This window comes from Azomonas macrocytogenes (assembly GCF_014191985.1).
Classification (GTDB): domain Bacteria; phylum Pseudomonadota; class Gammaproteobacteria; order Pseudomonadales; family Pseudomonadaceae; genus Azomonas; species Azomonas macrocytogenes.
Map to the genome: position 1 here is coordinate 88319 of NZ_JACHXI010000012.1, position 17573 is coordinate 105891.

The following is a 17573-nucleotide window of genomic DNA, read 5'->3' on the forward strand; positions in this document are numbered from 1 at the left end:
AGAACACCATGCAGAAGTCGCCAGCCTATGGCCAACGCCTGTTACGCGGGCAGACGCCCAGTTATGAACGCCTGCAGGCTCGTCTTGCCGAGGACGGCCAGGATCATTCCGGTTCACCGGTAAGGGTGCACTGCGGCTGGGGTCGTATCCTGGTCGGGCATACATATCCCGACCCGGCCAGTTTGGCCACTGATCTACTGGCCGAACAACCCGGCGAGCGCGATATCGCCCTGTATGTGGCAGCACCGCAGCAGGTACTGGCGCAGGCTCCGCAGCAACTCTTCCTCGATCCATCCGATACGCTGCGCCTGTGGTTTTCCGACTATCGCCAGGCTCACCGCAGCTTTCGCGGCTTCATCGTGCGCCGCGCACAGAGCGAGTCGGACTGGAACGCCATCAACTGCCTGTACCAGTCGCGCCATATGCTGCCGGTAGACCCGACGCTCTGCACGCCGCATCAAGAAGGCGGGCCGGTATTTTGGCTGGCCGAGGACGAAAGTTCCGAACAGATCATCGGTAGCGTCATGGGCCTGGACCATCGCAAGGCGTTCAACGACCCGGAACATGGTTCGAGTCTGTGGTGCCTGGCGGTATCCCCCAGCTGCCAGCGGCCTGGTGTCGGCGAAGCACTGGTGCGACATCTAATCGAGCACTACATGAGCCGCGGGCTCGCCTACCTTGATCTTTCCGTCCTGCATGACAACCTGCAGGCCAAGGCGCTCTACGCCAAGCTGGGTTTTCGTGATCTGCAAACCTTTACCGTCAAGCGCAAGAACAGCATCAACCAGGCGCTGTTCCTCGGCCCCGGCCCGGATGCGGTACTCAATCCCTATGCCCGGATCATCGTCGACGAAGCCCGCCGCCGGGGCATCGAAGTTAGTGTCGAGGATGGCGAAGCCGGCTTGTTCACCCTGACCCATGGCGGACGCCGGGTGCGCTGCCGTGAATCACTGTCCGATCTCACGACGGCCGTCAGCATGACCTTGTGCCAGGACAAACGCCTGACTCATCGCTGCCTCGCCCGGGCCGGCCTGCAATTGCCGGCCCAGCAACTGGCGGCAACAGAGGCCGATAATGCAGCCTTTCTGGCCGAACATGGCAGCATCGTGGTCAAGCCCGTCGATGGCGAGCAAGGCCAGGGCGTAGCCGTCGATTTGCGTGAGGCGAGCGAAGTGGAGCAGGCCATTCAGCAGGCGCGCCAGTTCGATGGCCGGGTCCTGCTGGAAAGCTTTCACCAAGGGCTCGATCTGCGCATCGTGATGATTGGCTTCACGGTAGTCGCCGCCGCCATCCGCCATCCGGCTGCCGTCATCGGTGACGGCAGCCATACCATCGGCGAGCTGATCGAAACCCAGAGCCGCCGCCGCGCTGCCGCGACCGGCGGCGAAAGCCGCATTCCGACCGATGGAGAAACCTTGCGCTGCCTGCACAATGCCGGCTTCGACTACACTAGCGTCTTGCCCGAAGGTCAGCGCCTGGCCGTGCGACGGACGGCCAACCTGCACACCGGTGGCATACTGGAAGATGTAACCGATCGCCTGCACCCGACCCTGGTGGAAGCTGCCGTACGCGCAGCACGCGCCCTGGATATCCCGGTTGTCGGTCTGGATCTGCTGGTAACGGCTGCCGACCAGCCCGAGCATGTTTTCATTGAAGCCAACGAGCGCGTGGGTCTGGCCAATCACGAGCCACAACCAACCGCGGAACGCTTCATCGACCTCTTGTTCCCGCTCAGCAAGAATCCAGCCTGATACGCTGCGTTACTGCGGGACATGCGTGTCCCGCCAGCCGCCTTGTTACTTCAATGTCCGCCCTCTTCGCGGACTTTCGCCCTGATGCTCTGGAGTCTGCATGCTCGCGAAACTCCCCGAACCCGATCTCAATTACCTGCAGCGTGTCCTGCTGGAGATGCTCGCCATCCCCAGTCCTACCGGCTTTACCGATACCATTGTGCGCTATGTCGCCGAGCGCCTGACCGAGCTGGGTATCCCCTTCGAACTGACCCGGCGCGGCACCATCCGCGCCACGCTCAAGGGCCGTCGCTACAGCCCCGACCGGGCCATTTCGGCCCACCTGGATACCATCGGCGCCCTGGTTCGCGAAATCCACGATAACGGTCGCCTCGGCCTGGCTCCGGTAGGCTGCTGGTCGAGCCGTTTCGCCGAAGGCAGCCGGGTCAGCGTATTCACCGACTCCGGTGTGATTCGCGGTAGCGTGTTGCCGCTGCTGGCCTCGGGACACGCCTTCAATACCGCTGTGGATGAGATGCCCGTCAGCTGGGATCATGTCGAACTGCGCCTCGATGCCTTCACCTCCAGCCGCCAGGAAACCTCCGCACTGGGCATCAATGTCGGCGATTTCGTGGCTTTCGACCCACAGCCCGAATTCACCGAGAACGGCTATATCAGCGCCCGCCACTTGGACGACAAGGCCGGCGTCGCGGCCGTCCTGGCCGCCCTCAAGGCCGTGCTGGACAGCGGCCTGGAACCTCCTATCGATTGTCATCCGCTCTTTACCATTACCGAGGAAACCGGCTCGGGTGCAGCTGCGGCGCTGCCCTGGGATGTCAGTGAGTTCGTTGGCATCGATATCGCCCCGGCGGCCAAGGGACAGCAATCCAGCGAGCACGCCGTCAGCATCGCCGTGCAGGATTCCGGTGGTCCCTACGACTATCATCTGACTCGCCATCTACTCAAGCTGGCCAGCCAGCACGATATTTCGGCGCGCCGCGATCTGTTCCGCTACTACCACAGCGACGCCCAATCGGCAGTCACCGCTGGCCACGACATCCGGACGGCTTTGCTGGCCTTCGGTTGCGATGCAACCCATGGTTACGAGCGTACCCATATCGACAGCCTCGCCGCGCTCAGCCGATTGCTCTGCGCCTATCTGCTGAGCCCTCCGGTATTCGCCAGCGACGCCCATGCAGAACGTTCTTCGCTCGAACGCTTCAGCCATCAGATCGAGCACGAAGCGCAGATGGAAAACGATACGCGCGTACCGCCGGTCGATACGCTGCTCGGCATCAATCGAAAAAGACCCAAGCCATAACCATGCTGATTCCACACGAACTGCTCGAAGCCGATACGCTGGCTCGTCTTATCGAAGACTTCGTCACGCGCGATGGAACCGACAACGGCGACGAGACCCCACTCGACATCCGCGTGCAACGGGTCCGCCAGGCCCTGCAAAACGGAGAAGCCGTGATCATCTTCGACAGCGACAGCCAGCAATGCCAGCTGGCACTCAAGCGAGATGTCCCCAAGGAATGGCTGGAGGCTTGAGCGTTCGGGATACCCATTCGAAACAAACGAAAAAGGCAGCCCGGAGGCTGCCTTTTTACCTTGCCGACTAACGATCAGTGTGCAACCGCACCAGTGGCACCAAGGCCGGTCTGGGAACGGATGAACTGCGGTAGGAAAAGCTCACGCTCTGCTGCAGCCGATTTGGATTTGTCGGTGATGGAGAAGATCCAGATACCGGCAAAGGCCGCGATCATGGAGAACAACGCCGGGTATTTGTAGGGGAAGATCGCCTGGGCATTACCCAGAACATCGACCCATACCGTCGGGCTGAGGATAGTCAGCACCAGGGCGACGATCAGGCCCAGCGCGCCACCAAACAGCGCACCACGTGTGGTCAGGTCTTTCCAGTACATGGAGAGCAGCAGTACCGGGAAGTTACAGCTGGCCGCGATGGAGAAGGCCAGACCCACCATGAAGGCGATGTTTTGTTTCTCGAAGATAACGCCCAGCAGGATCGCCACGACGCCAAGAGCCAGCGTAGTGATCTTGGTCACGCGCATTTCTTCTTCTTCCTTGGCCTTGCCTTGCTTGATGACACAAGCATAGAGGTCATGGGATACCGCCGAGGCGCCAGCCAGGGTCAAGCCGGCAACCACCGCCAGGATAGTGGCGAAGGCTACAGCGGAGATGAAGCCCAGGAACAGGTTGCCGCCAACGGCGCTGGCCAGGTGGATGGCTACCATGTTGGTCCCACCGACGACGGCACCTGCGGCGTCCTTGAAGGCCGGGTTGGTACTGACCAGCAGGATCGCGCCGAAACCGATGATGAACGTCAGGATGTAGAAGTAACCGATGAAGCCAGTGGCGTAGAACACACTCTTGCGAGCTTCCTTTGCATCGGAAACGGTGAAGAAGCGCATCAGGATATGTGGCAGGCCAGCAGTACCGAACATCAGCGCCAGGCCAAGGGAAATTGCAGAGATCGGATCGGAAACCAGACCACCGGGGCTCATGATCGCCATGCCTTTGGAATGGATACTCACGGCCTGGGCGAACAGCTCGCCAAAGTCGAAGCCCACATGCTTCATTACCATGAAGGCCATGAAGGAAGCACCGGACAGCAGCAGGATGGCCTTGATGATCTGCACCCAGGTAGTGGCCAGCATGCCACCGAAGAGTACGTACATCACCATCAGTACACCGACCAATACCACTGCGACCATGTAATCGAGACCGAACAGCAGTTGGATAAGCTTGCCGGCACCGACCATCTGGGCGATCAGGTAGAAAGCCACCACGATCAGAGAGCCAAAGGCTGAAAGCAGGCGGATCTGCGTCTGACCGAGGCGGTAGGAGGCTACGTCGGAGAAAGTGAACTTGCCCAGGTTACGCAAACGTTCTGCGATCATGAACAAGATCAACGGCCAGCCGACCAGAAAGCCGATCGAATAGATCAGGCCATCGTAGCCGCTGGTATACACGAGAGCAGAAATCCCCAGGAAGGAAGCCGCGGACATGAAGTCACCGGCAATCGCCATACCGTTCTGGAAACCGGTGATGCTTCCGCCAGCAGTATAGTAGTCGGAAGTAGAGGTATTGCGTTTAGCTGCCCACTTGGTGATCCCCATGGTGAAAGCAATGAAGATCACGAACATGACAATGGCGGTATAGTTGGTCGCCTGCTTTTGCACTTCGCCTGTGATAGCGTCCGCAAACAGTACAGGTGAGGCAGCCAGCAGAGCGGCAGCCGACAGGATGCGTGCGATCATTGTTGGGCCTCTTTGAGAATTTCCTGAGTGATGCGATCGAATTCACCATTGGCACGCTGCACATACACCCCTGTCAGAACGAAGGAAAGGATGATGATGCCGACGCCCAGCGGAATACCCCAAGTGGTTGCGGAACCTTCTCTGAGCGGGATTCCAAGCAATCCGGGGTTGAAGGCGATCAGGAGAATGAAAGCAAAGTAGGCCGCAAGAATCACGGCTGACAGCAGCCAGGCAAAACGCCCGCGCTTGGCAACCAGCTCCTTGAAACGCGGATTCTCTTGAATCCTTTGGTAGATGTTCTCGTGCATTTTCTTATTTATCCCAACTATGGCAGAGAGGGGAATTTCACTCTATGCCTGCAAGACAGTTAAACCAATGGACGAAAGTATTAGTCGCGACCAAGGTATTAAAGTACTGCCATGACTGGATATGCTGCGTCTGAGACCATGCGCGTCGGGTAATACGGTCTGCGTCTACATTTTCTATCACCGAGCGGATAGATGATCGATGACACGTCGCAGGCACTTGCCTATACCATGGCTGTCACATAACCGGTTCGCTGTTCACCACACAAGGAACTTGTCATGTTCCGCTTGCTTTGCATGTTCGTTACCATCGCCCTCAGTTCGCAGCTGCTGGCCAAAGACATAGATCCGGCAAGTTACGGCTATCCGCTGACCAATCCTTTTGAATCCACCATTGCTACCACGCCGCTGCAATTGCGCGGACCGATGTCCGCCGACCAGGATATCGACCAGCAGGACTTCAGCCTGCGCCTGCGGCCCGAGCGCGAATTCACGCTGCCGGATAATTTCTGGGCGGTAAAAAGCCTGCATTACCGCGTGGCACGCCAGAGCGGTCCGGCGCCGCTGATCTTCATCATTTCCGGCACCGGTGCCGACTACGCCAGCAGCCAGACGGAATCACTGAAGAGGGTTTTCTACGCGGCGGGTTACCACGTCGTTCAACTGTCGTCACCCAGCAGCTATGACTTCATGGCCGCCGCCTCACGCCTGGCGACCCCCGGCCTGAGTGCGGAAGATGCGCAGGATCTGTATCGCGTCATGCTGGCCGTACGCGCTCAACAGAAGGATTTGCCGGTAACCGGCTATTACCTGGTCGGCTACAGCCTCGGCGCGCTGCACGCCGCATTCGTCAGCCAACTCGACGACCAGCGACATGGCTTCAACTTCAGGCGGGTGCTGATGCTCAACCCACCGGTGAATATGAATACCTCGATCCGCAACCTGGATCGCCTGGTGCAGGTACGCCTCGAAAACATCGCCGGCAATGCCAACTTCTATGAGCTGATTCTGGAAAAACTGAGCCAATATTTCCGCTACCGAGGCTACATCAACCTCGACGAGGCTCTGCTATACGACTTTCAGCAATCGTCCTTCAAACTCAGCAACGAACAAATGGCCATGCTGATCGGCTCGGTCTTCCGACTGACCGTGGCGGACATCGCCTTCACCTCGGACCTGATCAACCGTCGTGGCCTGATCACGCCCCCCGGATACCCCATCGACAACGGTACGCGCCTCGAACCTTTCTTCAAGAAGGCCCTGCTGTGCAATTTCGACTGCTACGTCACGGAACAGGTCATTCCCCTGTGGCGTGAACGCTACGGCGGCGGCAGCCTTACCCAGATGATCGACGAGATCAGCCTCTACGCGGTCGAAGATTACCTGCGCCAGACCTCCAAGATCGCGGTAATGCACAATGCCGACGACATGATCCTGGGGCCGGGAGACATCGGTTTTCTGCGGCGCACCCTGGGCGACAGACTGACGCTGTATCCATACGGAGGCCATTGCGGCAACCTTGCCTACCGGGTCAACGTCGAGAATATGCTGGAGTTTCTGCGTGATTAGGCCTCGTTATCTTTCATCCCCAGGCTCCACCGGGCGACGCCGAGGTAGCCTGTTCCTGCCGGTCCTGTTGCTGCTGGGCGCCATAGGCATCCAGGCGGCGCCACGTGAAGCGGACGAGGACGGCTTCGCCTATCCGTTGAGCCGTCTCGAATTCAATCCCGGACTCGACCAGCGCATATTCGAAAGGTCCACCTTTGATGCACTGGATATCTACGATCCCTACGAGCCGTTCAACCGGCGCATGTACCACTTCAATTATCGTCTCGACCAATGGGTGCTGTTACCGGTGGTCCGTGGTTATCGCTATGTCACACCGCGCTTCGTGCGCACCGGCGTAACCAACTTCTTCAATAACTTCGGCGACGTCGCCAACCTGGCCAACAGCCTGTTGCAGCTCAAGATCGAGCGCAGTATGCAGATTACCGCCCGGCTGCTGTTCAATACCGTATTCGGGATCGGCGGTCTGTGGGACCCGGCGACTCGCATGGGCCTGCCGCGCCAGGTCGAGGATTTCGGCCAAACGCTGGCCTATTACGGCACGCCTCCCGGCCCCTACCTGATCTTGCCGATGCTTGGCCCTTCCAACCTGCGGGATACGACCGGTCTGGTACTGAACTACGGCCTGGAAACCGAAGTGAACTTCCTCGGTTATCACCGGGCCAGCAACAAGTACCCGGCCTTGACCGCCCTGCGCCTGGTGGATTTGCGGCACAGCGTCGAATTCCGCTACGGGCAGCTCAATTCACCGTTCGAATACGAGAAGATTCGCTATATCTATACCCGGGCCCGGGAGCTGCAAGCTGAAGACTGAACAGATATCGGGCAACAGGCATGACAACTCATACCTGTTCCTGATGCCCATACAGGCTCGGCTCCCCTTCGGGACGTGTCTTGAAACGGCGGTGAGCCCAGAGATATTGCTCGGGGTATCGAAGCACTATCTGCTCGGTCCATTGGTTTATACGTCGGCAATCGGCCACTTCGGTCTCGCCGGGAAAATCCTCCAACGGAGGATGCAGGACCAACCGATATCCCGAACCATCTGCCAACCGCTCCTGAGTGAAGGGAATGACCCGGGCCTTGCCCAACAAGGCAAATTTGGTGGTGGCGGTAATGGTTGCAGCCGGCACCCCGAAAAACGGCACGAACAGACTCTGCCGACGGCCGTAGTCCTGATCCGGGGCATACCAGATCGCCCGACCGGCACGCAAAACCTTGAGCATCGTACGGACATCCTCGCGTTCGATGGCCGTGGCATCCGAGTTGTGGCGTTCCCGGCCACGGCGCTGGATGTAGTCGAACACCGGATTCTTGTGCTCGCGATACATGCCATCGATGGTATGCCAATGGCCAAGCAATGCCGCGCCGATTTCCAGCGTAGTGAAATGCAGGGCCAGGAGAATCACGCCCTGCCCTTCGGCCTGGGCTTGTCGCAGATGTTCCAATCCTTGCACATGGGCAAGCCGGGACAGACGCTGTTTTGGCCACCACCAACTGATTGCCATCTCGAAAAAGGCAATTCCCATGGATGCGAAGTTTTCCTGCGCCAGACGTTCGCGCTCATTCGCCGACCATTCAGGGAAACAGAGCGCCAGGTTGCGCATAACGATGTGCCGACGTGATTTAATCACCCGATACATCAACCGACCAAGCCAGCGACCCAATACCAGCAGCACCCGATAGGGCAACTGGATCACCAACCAGAGCAAACCTATACCGAACCACAACAGCCAGAAGCGGGGATGCAGAAAAGCCAGACGAAAACGGGGTCGATCCATCAATACGCTCAAAACGGCAAAGAGCTGAATTCTAACGATAACGCCCCCACCGGGGTTACCGATCGAAACAAAATCACCATTTTATTCATGACGAGCCTCGCATCGTCAGCACGACCGACTTGCCTTTTCAGATTGCGTCCTGCAGCTTGCAGCGCTATAAGTTCTCGGCATTTACCGGAACAGGCAGAACATGAGCCAAGCTGATCGCCTCGAACTCGATTCCATGTTCCAGCTCAAGGGAAGCATGCTGGCTATCACCGTGCTGGAGCTGGAGCACAACGACCTGAAGAGCCTGGATACCCAACTGGCGGCCAAGGTCGGACAGGCCCCACAGTTCTTCAGCAATACGCCAGTCGTCGTAGCCCTCGACAAATTGCCGGAAACCGAGTCGGACCTCGACTTGGACCAACTGATGACATTGTGTCGCAGGCATGGCTTGCATCCCCTGGCAATACGCGCGACTCAGCGGGCTCATATCGCCGCTGCCAGCAAACTCGACCTGCCGGTACTGCCGCCATCAGGCGCCCGTACCCGCCAGATCGACCCGAGCGCCAGAGAACAGTCACCCCCTGTCGGGCCAGTCCACCGCCCCACCCGGATCATCACGACCCCCGTTCGTGGTGGCCAGCAGGTCTATGCTCCGGGTGGCGACCTGATCGTCATGGCCGCAGTGAGCCCCGGGGCAGAATTGCTCGCCGATGGCAATATCCACGTCTACGCTCCGTTGCGTGGCCGCGCACTGGCCGGCATCAAGGGCGATACCGGCGCCCGCATCTTCTGCCAGCAACTTGCGGCTGAGCTGCTATCGATTGCAGGGCAATATAAGGTTGCGGAAGATTTGCGCCGGGAACCGTTATGGGGTGAAGCGACCCAAATCAGCCTGTCTGGCCAAATGTTGAATATCACTCGTCTTTAACGGATACTTTTGCAATTTTCAAGACCAATCGAGCGTTCCTGTCGCAGTGGCAGGGATCTTCGCCATCTCAAAATTTAGGGTAAATCTCCTTGGCCAAGATTATCGTAGTCACCTCCGGCAAAGGTGGCGTCGGCAAAACCACTACCAGCGCAGCTATCGGCACCGGACTCGCGCTCCGCGGTCACAAGACCGTGATCATCGATTTCGATGTCGGCTTACGTAATCTGGACCTGATCATGGGTTGCGAACGCCGCGTCGTATACGATTTCGTCAACGTCATCCATAGCGATGCCACGCTTGCCCAAGCACTGATCAAGGACAAGCGCCTGGAAAACCTCTACGTCCTGGCCGCCAGCCAGACCCGCGACAAGGATGCCCTGACCCAGGAAGGCGTGGAGAAAGTCATTACCGAACTGTCGGCCAGCTTCGAGTACATCATCTGCGACTCCCCGGCCGGCATTGAGAAAGGCGCACACCTGGCCATGTACTTCGCCGATGAAGCCATCGTGGTGACCAACCCGGAAGTTTCCTCGGTACGCGACTCCGACCGTATGCTCGGGCTGCTGGCCAGCAAGTCTCGCCGGGCGGAACAAGGACTCGAACCGATCAAGGAACACCTGCTGCTGACCCGCTATAGCCCCGAACGGGTGACCAACGGTGAAATGCTCGGCGTGGAAGATGTCGAGGAAATCCTGGCCATTCGCCTGCTAGGCGTCATCCCCGAATCCAAATCCGTACTCAAGGCATCCAACCAGGGCATTCCCGTCATCCTTGACGAACAGAGCGATGCCGGCCAGGCCTACAGTGATGCCGTCGACCGCCTGCTTGGCAAGGAAGTCGACCACCGCTTCCTCGATGTGAAGAAGCCAGGCTTCCTGCAACGACTATTCGGAGGTCGTGAATGAATCTTCTAGAGTTCTTTCGTGAGCGCAAGAAGCAGACCCCTGCCGCCATCGCGAAAGAGCGCCTGCAAATCATCGTCGCGCACGAACGCGGCCAACGCACGGCGCCGGACTACCTGCCAGCCTTGCAGCAGGAACTGGTCGAAGTTATTCGCAAATACGTCAATATCGACAGCGATCAGGTACAAGTCGCCCTGGAAAACCAGGGTAACTACTCCATCCTGGAACTCAACGTCACCCTGCCAGATCGTTGATCGAACAGACCTGAAAGCGGCAATTCCCGGTGAATCGCCGCTTTTCATTTGTGGATATTCGTAATGCCCTTGAGCACTATCCGGATCGTTCATCAGGACGCTGCCGTACTCGTGGTAGACAAGCCCAGCCTGCTGCTGTCGGTACCTGGCCGGGCCGAAGACAATCGGGACTGCCTGATCACCCGTCTACAGGAAAACGGCTATCCGGAAGCACGCATCGTCCATCGACTGGATTGGGAAACCTCCGGCCTGCTCGTACTGGCCCGCGACCCTGACAGTCACCGCGAGCTATCTCGCCAATTCCACGACCGGGAAACGGAAAAAACCTATACCGCCCTGTGCTGGGGTCATCCCGAGCAAGCCAGCGGTCGCATCGAACTCCCCTTGCGCTACGACCCACCGACCAAGCCACGCCATGTGGTCGATCACGAACAGGGGCGATCCGCGTTGACCTTCTGGCGTCTGCTCGAACGTCACGAAACGTTCAGCCGAGTCGAACTGACACCGATTACCGGTCGCTCGCACCAATTGCGCGTACATATGCTCGCCATCAGCCATCCCCTACTGGGAGACCGCCTCTATGCACATGAGCAGGCGATGGCTGCTCATGAACGCCTCTGCCTGCATGCCTGCATGCTTGCCTTCACCCATCCACGCAGCGGCGAGCGCTTGCGCTTCGAGTGCCCGGCTCCCTTCTGAAAGCTCGCAGCATGATCGCCCCCATAGCCAGCAACCTGCCGACGCCTGCGGAATTCGATAAACTCCCGGCATTGCTGTCTGGAGTCCACTCATGCGCGAAGAACTCAACCAGGGCCTGATCGATTTTCTCAAGGCCTCTCCCACTCCGTTCCATGCCACGGCAAACCTGGCACATAGCTTGCAAGTTGCAGGCTTCAAGCGGCTCGATGAGCGCGATCCCTGGCACGTAGAAAGCGGAGGCCGCTACTACGTCACACGCAACGACTCGGCGATCATAGCCATTCAACTGGGTAGCAAACCGGTCCTCGATAGCGGCCTCCGCCTGGTCGGAGCCCATACCGACAGCCCTTGCCTGCGGGTCAAGCCACAACCGGAACTGCAACGTCAGGGCTTCTGGCAACTGGGCGTGGAAGTCTATGGCGGCGCTCTGCTCGCCCCCTGGTTCGGCCGCGACCTGTCCCTGGCCGGGCGCGTAACCTTCAGCCGCGACGGCAGAATCGAAAGCCGCTTGATCGATTTTCGCCAACCCATCGCCGTTATCCCACACCTGGCCATCCATCTGCATCGGGAAGCCAACCAGGGCTGGGCGATCAACGCACAAAACGAACTGCCGCCAATCCTCGCGCAGCTCACCGGCCAGGAAAATCCGGACTTTCGCGCCCTGCTCGCCGACCAACTGGCCCGCGAACACGACCTGGTCGCAGATGTGGTGCTCGACTACGAACTCAGTCTCTACGACACCCAGGCCGCCGCCGTGGTAGGCCTGCACGGTGACTTCATCGCCGGTGCCCGCCTGGACAATCTGATGTCCTGCTATGCCGGACTACAGGCCTTGCTCAAGGCCGGCAACGAAGAAACCTGCATCCTGGTCTGCAACGATCACGAAGAAGTCGGCTCGGTATCCTGTTGCGGCGCAGACGGCCCCTTCCTCGAACAGGTGCTGCGACGCTGCCTGCCCGAGGGCGATGCCTTCCCTCGCATCATCGGCAGATCGCTGCTGATTTCTGCCGACAATGCCCACGCCGTACATCCCAACTACGCAGACAAGCACGACAGCAACCACGGCTCGAAACTCAATGCCGGCCCGGTAATCAAGATCAACAGCAACCAGCGCTATGCCACCAGCAGCGAGACTGCCGGTTTCTTCCGCCACCTGTGTCTTGCCGAAGAGGTCCCGGTCCAGAGCTTTGTCAGTCGCAGCGACATGGGTTGCGGCTCGACCATCGGCCCGATCACGACCAGTCAGTTGGGAGTCCGAGCCGTGGATATCGGCTTACCGACCTTCGCCATGCATTCAATCCGCGAACTGGCCGGCAGTCACGACCTGACCCACCTGGTCAAGGTACTCACAGCCTTCTACAACAGCCGGGGCTTGCCCTGAAGCTTAAAATGGCCAGGCAGATCTGTACGACGGTGCGCCATGGCATAAGGTTGGGTAACGCCGTTTGTGGCTTATCCCCCCTTTCGAAAAGGTGGAAAACGCTGCGCGGTTTTCCACCCAACCGGACTTATCGGCCCTCTTCGCTGTGTATCTCTACCTCAGTCAATTCAGGTCCTTGTCGATCACCAGTGCAAGTTTTCCGGAAACGGTATTGCTTGCCAGAGCAGCGAATGCAGCCTCCACATCGTCGATGGGGAAACTGCGCTCCAGGCGTGGAGCAATACGCTTACTTTCGAATAGCGGCCAGACGTTCTTCTCCAGATCGGCCAGCAATGCCGCTTTCGAATCGGCACTCCGGCTACGCAAAGTGGAGCCAATCAAGCGTATGCGCTTGGATAACAGCTTGGCCAGATCCAAGGTAGCCTCACGTCCGCCCATCAGACCGATCATGATCCAGCGCCCATCCTGCCCCAGTAGTTGCAGATTGAGTTGGGCGTACTTGGCGCCCACCGGGTCGAGAATCACATCGAACGGGGCGAAATCGCGCAAGGACTCCAACCCGTCGCCGCGCAACACACCCCCCTCGGCTCCCAAGGATTCGCAATAGGCCAGACGCTCGGCCGAGCCGACACTCACCCAACACGGGTTATCGAAAGCCTTGCACAATTGGATACCTGCCGACCCCACCCCGCTGGCACCGGCGTGCAGCAAGACCTTTTCCCCCGGCTGCAGCTCCCCGAGCACGAACAGATTCAGCCAGGCCGTGGCATACACCTCGGGAATCGCCGCTGCCTCAACCATGGACAAGCCTTGCGGAACGGGTAGCGCATGCCGCTCATCGACCACCACTTCCTCGGCTATTCCTCCACCGGCCAACAAGGCACACACGCGGTCCCCCATGCTCCAGCGACTGCCGGCCCCTGCCTCGACAATCACCCCGGCACACTCAAGGCCGAGCGTATCGGTAACCCCGGGCGGTGGCGGATAATGCCCGGCGCGCTGCAACAAATCGGCCCGGTTCAAACCGGCCGCAGCGACCTTGATCCGGATCTGCCCTGCAGCACAGGCTGGCGCCGGTCGCTCGCTCCATGCCAACTGTCCGTCAATCGCTTGCAATGCCTTCATGCTGCCTCCATATTGAGTCTCGCTTACACTTGAGCTAATTGCTCACTGGCTTGGTCGGCTCTTTGTTACCATCGAGCCGATTCACTCCTCCGTCGGACCGATAATGTACCGGCGCCCTGACCCAATGGCCTACTATGCTTAAGACTTCCGCCATGAAAAGCCTGCTGACCGGCTCCATTCTCGCCTTGACGATCGGCCTCCAGTCTTCCGCCCTGCTGGCCAAGCCCAACGGCGACCAGAATTGGGAATACCTTCAGCCCAACCGAGAGCAGGTTATCGCCAGCCTCAATATCGTCGAACTGCTCAAGCGGCACCACTACAACAAACCACCGCTCAACGATGTCCGTTCCGCTGAAATATTCAATGGCTACATCGAAATGCTCGATCCTTCGCGCAGCTATTTCATCGCATCGGACATCGCCGAATTCGAAAAATGGCGCACCCAGTTCGACGATTTCCTGAAAAACGGCAATCTCGAGCCGGGCTTCACCATCTACAAACGCCACCTTGACAGACTCGAACAGCGACTGGATTACGCCATCGGCATGCTGGACAAAGGTATCGACCAGCTCGACTTCACCAAGGACGAAGACCTGCTGATCGATCGGGAAAAAGCCCCCTGGGCCAAGGACCTTGCTGAACAGGACGACCTCTGGCGCAAGCGCCTCAAGGACGAAATCCTGCGCCTTAAGATCACCGGCAAGGAACCGCAAGCCATCCAGGAGCTGCTGCTCAAGCGCTACAAGAACCAGCGCACCCGCCTCAGCCAGACGCGTTCCGAGGACGTCTTCCAGGCCTACATCAATGCCTTCGCCCAGAGTTACGACCCGCATACCCAGTATCTGTCGCCGGAAAACGCGGAAAACTTCGACATCAACATGAGCCTGTCGCTGGAAGGCATCGGTGCGGTGCTCCAGAACGACAACGAATACGTCCAGGTCGCCCGCCTCGTCCCGGCCGGCCCGGCAGAGAAAAGCAAACAGCTCAAACCAGCAGACAAGATCATCGGCGTTGCCCAAGGCAACGACGAAATGGTCGACGTGGTCGGCTGGCGCCTGGATGAAGTCGTCAAGCTGATCCGTGGACCAAAAGGCTCGGTGGTGCGCCTGGAAGTGATTCCCTCCGGCAATGCACCGAATGACCAGACCAGCAAGATCGTCCCGATCACTCGCGAAGCCGTGAAGCTCGAAGAACAGGCCGCCCACAAATCCATCCTGCACCTGCAGCAGAATGGTCACGACTACAAGCTGGGCGTGATCGAAGTCCCCGCCTTCTATCTGGACTTCAAGGCCCTGCGCGCCGGTGCCAGCGATTACAAGAGCACCACTCGCGACGTGAAGAAGCTGATCGACGAACTGCAGAAGGAAAAAGTCGACGGCCTGGTCATCGACCTGCGCAACAACGGCGGCGGCTCGTTGCAGGAAGCCACCGAACTGACCGGCCTGTTCATCGAACAAGGCCCGACCGTCCTGGTGCGCAACAGCGACGGCCGCGTAGACGTTCTGGCCGACGAAAGCGAAGAAGTCTATTACAAGGGCCCCATGGCCGTTCTGGTCAACCGCCTCTCCGCTTCCGCTTCGGAGATTTTCGCCGGAGCCATGCAGGACTATCATCGCGCGCTGATCCTTGGCGGGCAGACGTTCGGCAAAGGCACGGTGCAAAGCATCCAGCCGCTCAATCACGGCGAGCTGAAGCTGACCCTGGCCAAGTTCTACCGGGTATCCGGCCAGAGCACCCAGCACCAGGGCGTGATTCCGGATATCACTTATCCCGCCAACATGGACACCAAGGAAATCGGTGAAAGCGCCCTGCCCCATGCCATGCCGTGGGACAGCATCCGTCCGGCGATCGAGCCCGAAAAGGACCCGTTCAAACCCTTCCTCACTGAGCTCAAGACACGCCACGAGGCACGCACCCAGAACAACCCGGACTTCGTCTACACGCGTGAGCGAATGGCACTGTCCCAAGAGCTGATGAAGGAAACCACCGTTACCCTGAACGAAGCGAAACGCCGCGCCCACCAGGCCGACGTGGAAAAACGCCAGCTGGCTCTGGAAAACGCCCTGCGGACCGCCAAAGGGGAAAAAGTGCTGGACAAGCTCGAGCAGGAAGACGATTCACTGCCGCGTATCGACGAGCCAAAAACCAAACCGGAAGACGACGCCTTCCTCTCGGAAAGCGGCAAAATCCTTCTGGATTACCTTGGGCTCAACACCAACCCGCCCCGGCATGAGGCGAGACGCTGAGCCAAACGAAGGCCGCTGAAAAGCGGCCTTTTTCTTTCATCCCAGCTGCCAGCCGTAGAGATCAAGCCTTGGGCTCTTCCGGCAGCGGCAGACGCTCCAGATCCGCCTGGCGCTCTGGACTCTGTGCCTCCTGCCAGGCCCGGAAGGCGTCCAGCTCGACGGACCATTTGCGCATTACCCAGCTCAGTACGGCAAAATCATCGATAAAGCCGAGCACTGGAATCACTTCGGGCAAAATATCGAGCGGTGAAAGGAAATAGATCAGCGCTGCCACGACCGCAATCATCGCCTGCGGACTGACCGCCCGATACTCTCCACGCCACCAGGCCACGCAGAGCGCCTGCAACAGCCGCAGATTCTCCTTCATTCCGCTCAGCATGCCCTTGCTCGATGAACGCTTACGGGCAACCGCCAGCAGCAATGCGGGCAGGCGCCCCTTCGCCAACACAGCTCTCGCCATGGGCAGATAACGAATCAGCCCCCAGAATTCCTTCATACATACCTCTCAAAAATTCTGCTGTGCCTGGAATGGAAAGTTTATCCACCGAACCTGTGGATATCTATGTGTACAGATTCTGTATGAATCCGGCAATGGCACGGCTGATAGGGCCTGCATACGGATCGACGCTTTTTTGCCCAAAAATAAACACTTGATAAATCAGCCAATTACAAGCACACAGAAAACCTGTTGCAATCGTGTTGCAACAGGAAAAAGTAAAGGCCGGATGTGCATAACCATATTCTGTCAATGCTTTCCACCCTGTTTTTTTTGGACGAAAAACAAGAAATATGGTTCGCAAAAAAGAGGGTGTTAACAGGAGTAGCAGACAGATTCTGCCTGCTTGTGGGCAGAATCTGTCATGAGAGGAGTATCAGCGGGGAAAGATCAATCGAGCTTCAGCCTGGAGCGATTCTTGTCCAGTGTAGCGGCACCGATACCATTGACCTCCAGTAGCTGATCCACGGAAGTGAACGGGCCATGGACCTCGCGATAGGCAACGATAGCCTGGGCCTTGACAGCGCCAATACCAACCAGGGAGTTGCTCAGGGTATCGGCATCAGCGGTATTGAGATTGACCCCCGGTACATCGACAGCCCGGGCTGGCTTGGCCGGTGCAGCCACGGCGGCAACCGGGTGGGCCGGAGCGGGCTGGGCCGCCAGAGAAATCACCGACAAGCTGGCTGAAAACACCAGGGCGGCAACCTGCAAAAACGGTTTGATCATATTTCGAGTTCCTTTCGAGATAAGTGAACGAATTGACACAAGAATTTCACAAGACGCCAAAGAAATTTAGCTGCCATTATTTTGATAGCAAAGTCGAACGCTCGATTTTGTGATCTGGTGCACGAGGAAAACGGGATAAATGTTTGAGAGGCTTTAGTT

General features: G+C 58.6%; 17 protein-coding genes. 11 read left to right on the forward strand and 6 right to left on the reverse strand.

What is annotated here, in order from left to right; translation table 11 throughout:
- Positions 1 to 8 precede the first annotated feature (8 nt).
- The 3 genes from ngg (at position 9) to FHR87_RS12260 (ending at position 3284) form a co-directional block, all read left to right on the forward strand.
- Positions 9 to 1751: an N-acetylglutaminylglutamine synthetase gene (ngg, locus tag FHR87_RS12250; RefSeq protein ID WP_183167011.1), complete on the forward strand. Its 1743-nt coding sequence runs from the start codon at positions 9 to 11 to the stop codon at positions 1749 to 1751.
- A gap of 100 nt (positions 1752 to 1851) precedes the next feature.
- Positions 1852 to 3051 (forward strand): osmoprotectant NAGGN system M42 family peptidase, encoded by a 1200-nt coding sequence (locus FHR87_RS12255; protein WP_183167012.1) that lies wholly within the window; start codon positions 1852 to 1854, stop codon positions 3049 to 3051.
- A 2-nt stretch (positions 3052 to 3053) separates the two neighbouring features.
- Complete coding sequence (locus tag FHR87_RS12260) at positions 3054 to 3284, forward strand: YheU family protein (RefSeq protein ID WP_183167013.1); 231 nt, start codon at positions 3054 to 3056, stop codon at positions 3282 to 3284.
- Between the two features lie 74 nt (positions 3285 to 3358).
- Here the strand turns inward: FHR87_RS12260 and FHR87_RS12265 are convergent, their stop codons facing one another.
- Both FHR87_RS12265 and FHR87_RS12270 read right to left on the reverse strand, forming a co-directional pair.
- Complete coding sequence (locus tag FHR87_RS12265; protein WP_183167014.1) at positions 3359 to 5014, reverse strand: cation acetate symporter; 1656 nt, start codon at positions 5012 to 5014, stop codon at positions 3359 to 3361.
- On the reverse strand, positions 5011 to 5322 hold the full coding sequence (locus FHR87_RS12270; protein WP_183167015.1) for a DUF485 domain-containing protein: 312 nt from the start codon (positions 5320 to 5322) through the stop codon (positions 5011 to 5013). Before FHR87_RS12270 ends, FHR87_RS12265 begins: the two co-directional genes overlap by 4 nt.
- A gap of 276 nt (positions 5323 to 5598) precedes the next feature.
- Here FHR87_RS12270 and FHR87_RS12275 point away from each other — a divergent pair, with 276 nt between their 5' ends.
- Positions 5599 to 6888 (forward strand): alpha/beta fold hydrolase, encoded by a 1290-nt coding sequence (locus tag FHR87_RS12275; protein WP_183167016.1) that lies wholly within the window; start codon positions 5599 to 5601, stop codon positions 6886 to 6888.
- A gap of 55 nt (positions 6889 to 6943) precedes the next feature.
- Positions 6944 to 7699, forward strand: a complete 756-nt coding sequence (locus FHR87_RS12280) for an MlaA family lipoprotein (RefSeq protein WP_420826740.1) — start codon at positions 6944 to 6946, stop codon at positions 7697 to 7699.
- Between the two features lie 28 nt (positions 7700 to 7727).
- Here the strand turns inward: FHR87_RS12280 and FHR87_RS12285 are convergent, their stop codons facing one another.
- Positions 7728 to 8666 carry a lipid A biosynthesis lauroyl acyltransferase gene (locus FHR87_RS12285; protein WP_183167018.1) on the reverse strand — a complete coding sequence of 313 codons (939 nt, stop codon included), beginning with the start codon at positions 8664 to 8666 and terminating at the stop codon, positions 7728 to 7730.
- Between the two features lie 190 nt (positions 8667 to 8856).
- On the opposite strand from FHR87_RS12285, the gene minC reads away from it, so the two are divergent.
- The 5 genes from minC to FHR87_RS12310 all read left to right on the forward strand — a co-directional run bounded on the left by minC (position 8857) and on the right by FHR87_RS12310 (position 12818).
- Positions 8857 to 9582, forward strand: a complete 726-nt coding sequence (gene minC, locus FHR87_RS12290; protein WP_183167019.1) for a septum site-determining protein MinC — start codon at positions 8857 to 8859, stop codon at positions 9580 to 9582.
- A gap of 89 nt (positions 9583 to 9671) precedes the next feature.
- A complete protein-coding gene (minD, locus tag FHR87_RS12295) occupies positions 9672 to 10487 on the forward strand; it encodes a septum site-determining protein MinD (RefSeq protein WP_183167020.1) in 816 nt (271 codons plus the stop codon).
- Positions 10484 to 10738, forward strand: coding sequence for a cell division topological specificity factor MinE (minE, locus tag FHR87_RS12300; protein WP_183167021.1), 255 nt, complete (start codon positions 10484 to 10486; stop codon positions 10736 to 10738). Before minD ends, minE begins: the two co-directional genes overlap by 4 nt.
- Before the next feature lie 63 nt (positions 10739 to 10801).
- The gene (locus FHR87_RS12305; protein ID WP_183167022.1) at positions 10802 to 11437 is read left to right on the forward strand and encodes an RluA family pseudouridine synthase; all 636 of its coding nucleotides are present in this window, start codon (positions 10802 to 10804) and stop codon (positions 11435 to 11437) included.
- Between the two features lie 91 nt (positions 11438 to 11528).
- Positions 11529 to 12818 (forward strand): M18 family aminopeptidase, encoded by a 1290-nt coding sequence (locus FHR87_RS12310; protein WP_183167023.1) that lies wholly within the window; start codon positions 11529 to 11531, stop codon positions 12816 to 12818.
- A gap of 162 nt (positions 12819 to 12980) precedes the next feature.
- Here FHR87_RS12310 and FHR87_RS12315 read toward each other — a convergent pair whose 3' ends face one another.
- Positions 12981 to 13943, reverse strand: a complete 963-nt coding sequence (locus FHR87_RS12315; protein WP_183167024.1) for an NAD(P)H-quinone oxidoreductase — start codon at positions 13941 to 13943, stop codon at positions 12981 to 12983.
- A gap of 152 nt (positions 13944 to 14095) precedes the next feature.
- On the opposite strand from FHR87_RS12315, the gene FHR87_RS12320 reads away from it, so the two are divergent.
- On the forward strand, positions 14096 to 16189 hold the full coding sequence (locus FHR87_RS12320; RefSeq protein ID WP_183167025.1) for a carboxy terminal-processing peptidase: 2094 nt from the start codon (positions 14096 to 14098) through the stop codon (positions 16187 to 16189).
- A 61-nt stretch (positions 16190 to 16250) separates the two neighbouring features.
- Here FHR87_RS12320 and FHR87_RS12325 read toward each other — a convergent pair whose 3' ends face one another.
- On the reverse strand, positions 16251 to 16685 hold the full coding sequence (locus FHR87_RS12325) for a YkvA family protein (RefSeq protein ID WP_183167026.1): 435 nt from the start codon (positions 16683 to 16685) through the stop codon (positions 16251 to 16253).
- A 390-nt stretch (positions 16686 to 17075) separates the two neighbouring features.
- Complete coding sequence (locus FHR87_RS12330) at positions 17076 to 17414, reverse strand: ComEA family DNA-binding protein (RefSeq protein WP_183167027.1); 339 nt, start codon at positions 17412 to 17414, stop codon at positions 17076 to 17078.
- Positions 17415 to 17573: the final 159 nt, after the last annotated feature.

What these genes read in the sequence shown, in the direction of transcription:
- ngg (WP_183167011.1), top strand. Translation starts at nt 9, where the DNA reads ATGCAGAAGTCGCCAGCCTATGGCCAACGCCTGTTACGCGGGCAGACG.
- FHR87_RS12255 (WP_183167012.1), top strand. Translation starts at nt 1,852, where the DNA reads ATGCTCGCGAAACTCCCCGAACCCGATCTCAATTACCTGCAGCGTGTC.
- FHR87_RS12260 (WP_183167013.1), top strand. Translation starts at nt 3,054, where the DNA reads ATGCTGATTCCACACGAACTGCTCGAAGCCGATACGCTGGCTCGTCTT.
- FHR87_RS12265 (WP_183167014.1), bottom strand. Translation starts at nt 5,014, where the DNA reads ATGATCGCACGCATCCTGTCGGCTGCCGCTCTGCTGGCTGCCTCACCT.
- FHR87_RS12270 (WP_183167015.1), bottom strand. Translation starts at nt 5,322, where the DNA reads ATGCACGAGAACATCTACCAAAGGATTCAAGAGAATCCGCGTTTCAAG.
- FHR87_RS12275 (WP_183167016.1), top strand. Translation starts at nt 5,599, where the DNA reads ATGTTCCGCTTGCTTTGCATGTTCGTTACCATCGCCCTCAGTTCGCAG.
- FHR87_RS12285 (WP_183167018.1), bottom strand. Translation starts at nt 8,666, where the DNA reads ATGGATCGACCCCGTTTTCGTCTGGCTTTTCTGCATCCCCGCTTCTGG.
- minC (WP_183167019.1), top strand. Translation starts at nt 8,857, where the DNA reads ATGAGCCAAGCTGATCGCCTCGAACTCGATTCCATGTTCCAGCTCAAG.
- minE (WP_183167021.1), top strand. Translation starts at nt 10,484, where the DNA reads ATGAATCTTCTAGAGTTCTTTCGTGAGCGCAAGAAGCAGACCCCTGCC.
- FHR87_RS12305 (WP_183167022.1), top strand. Translation starts at nt 10,802, where the DNA reads ATGCCCTTGAGCACTATCCGGATCGTTCATCAGGACGCTGCCGTACTC.
- FHR87_RS12310 (WP_183167023.1), top strand. Translation starts at nt 11,529, where the DNA reads ATGCGCGAAGAACTCAACCAGGGCCTGATCGATTTTCTCAAGGCCTCT.
- FHR87_RS12315 (WP_183167024.1), bottom strand. Translation starts at nt 13,943, where the DNA reads ATGAAGGCATTGCAAGCGATTGACGGACAGTTGGCATGGAGCGAGCGA.
- FHR87_RS12320 (WP_183167025.1), top strand. Translation starts at nt 14,096, where the DNA reads ATGAAAAGCCTGCTGACCGGCTCCATTCTCGCCTTGACGATCGGCCTC.
- FHR87_RS12325 (WP_183167026.1), bottom strand. Translation starts at nt 16,685, where the DNA reads ATGAAGGAATTCTGGGGGCTGATTCGTTATCTGCCCATGGCGAGAGCT.
- FHR87_RS12330 (WP_183167027.1), bottom strand. Translation starts at nt 17,414, where the DNA reads ATGATCAAACCGTTTTTGCAGGTTGCCGCCCTGGTGTTTTCAGCCAGC.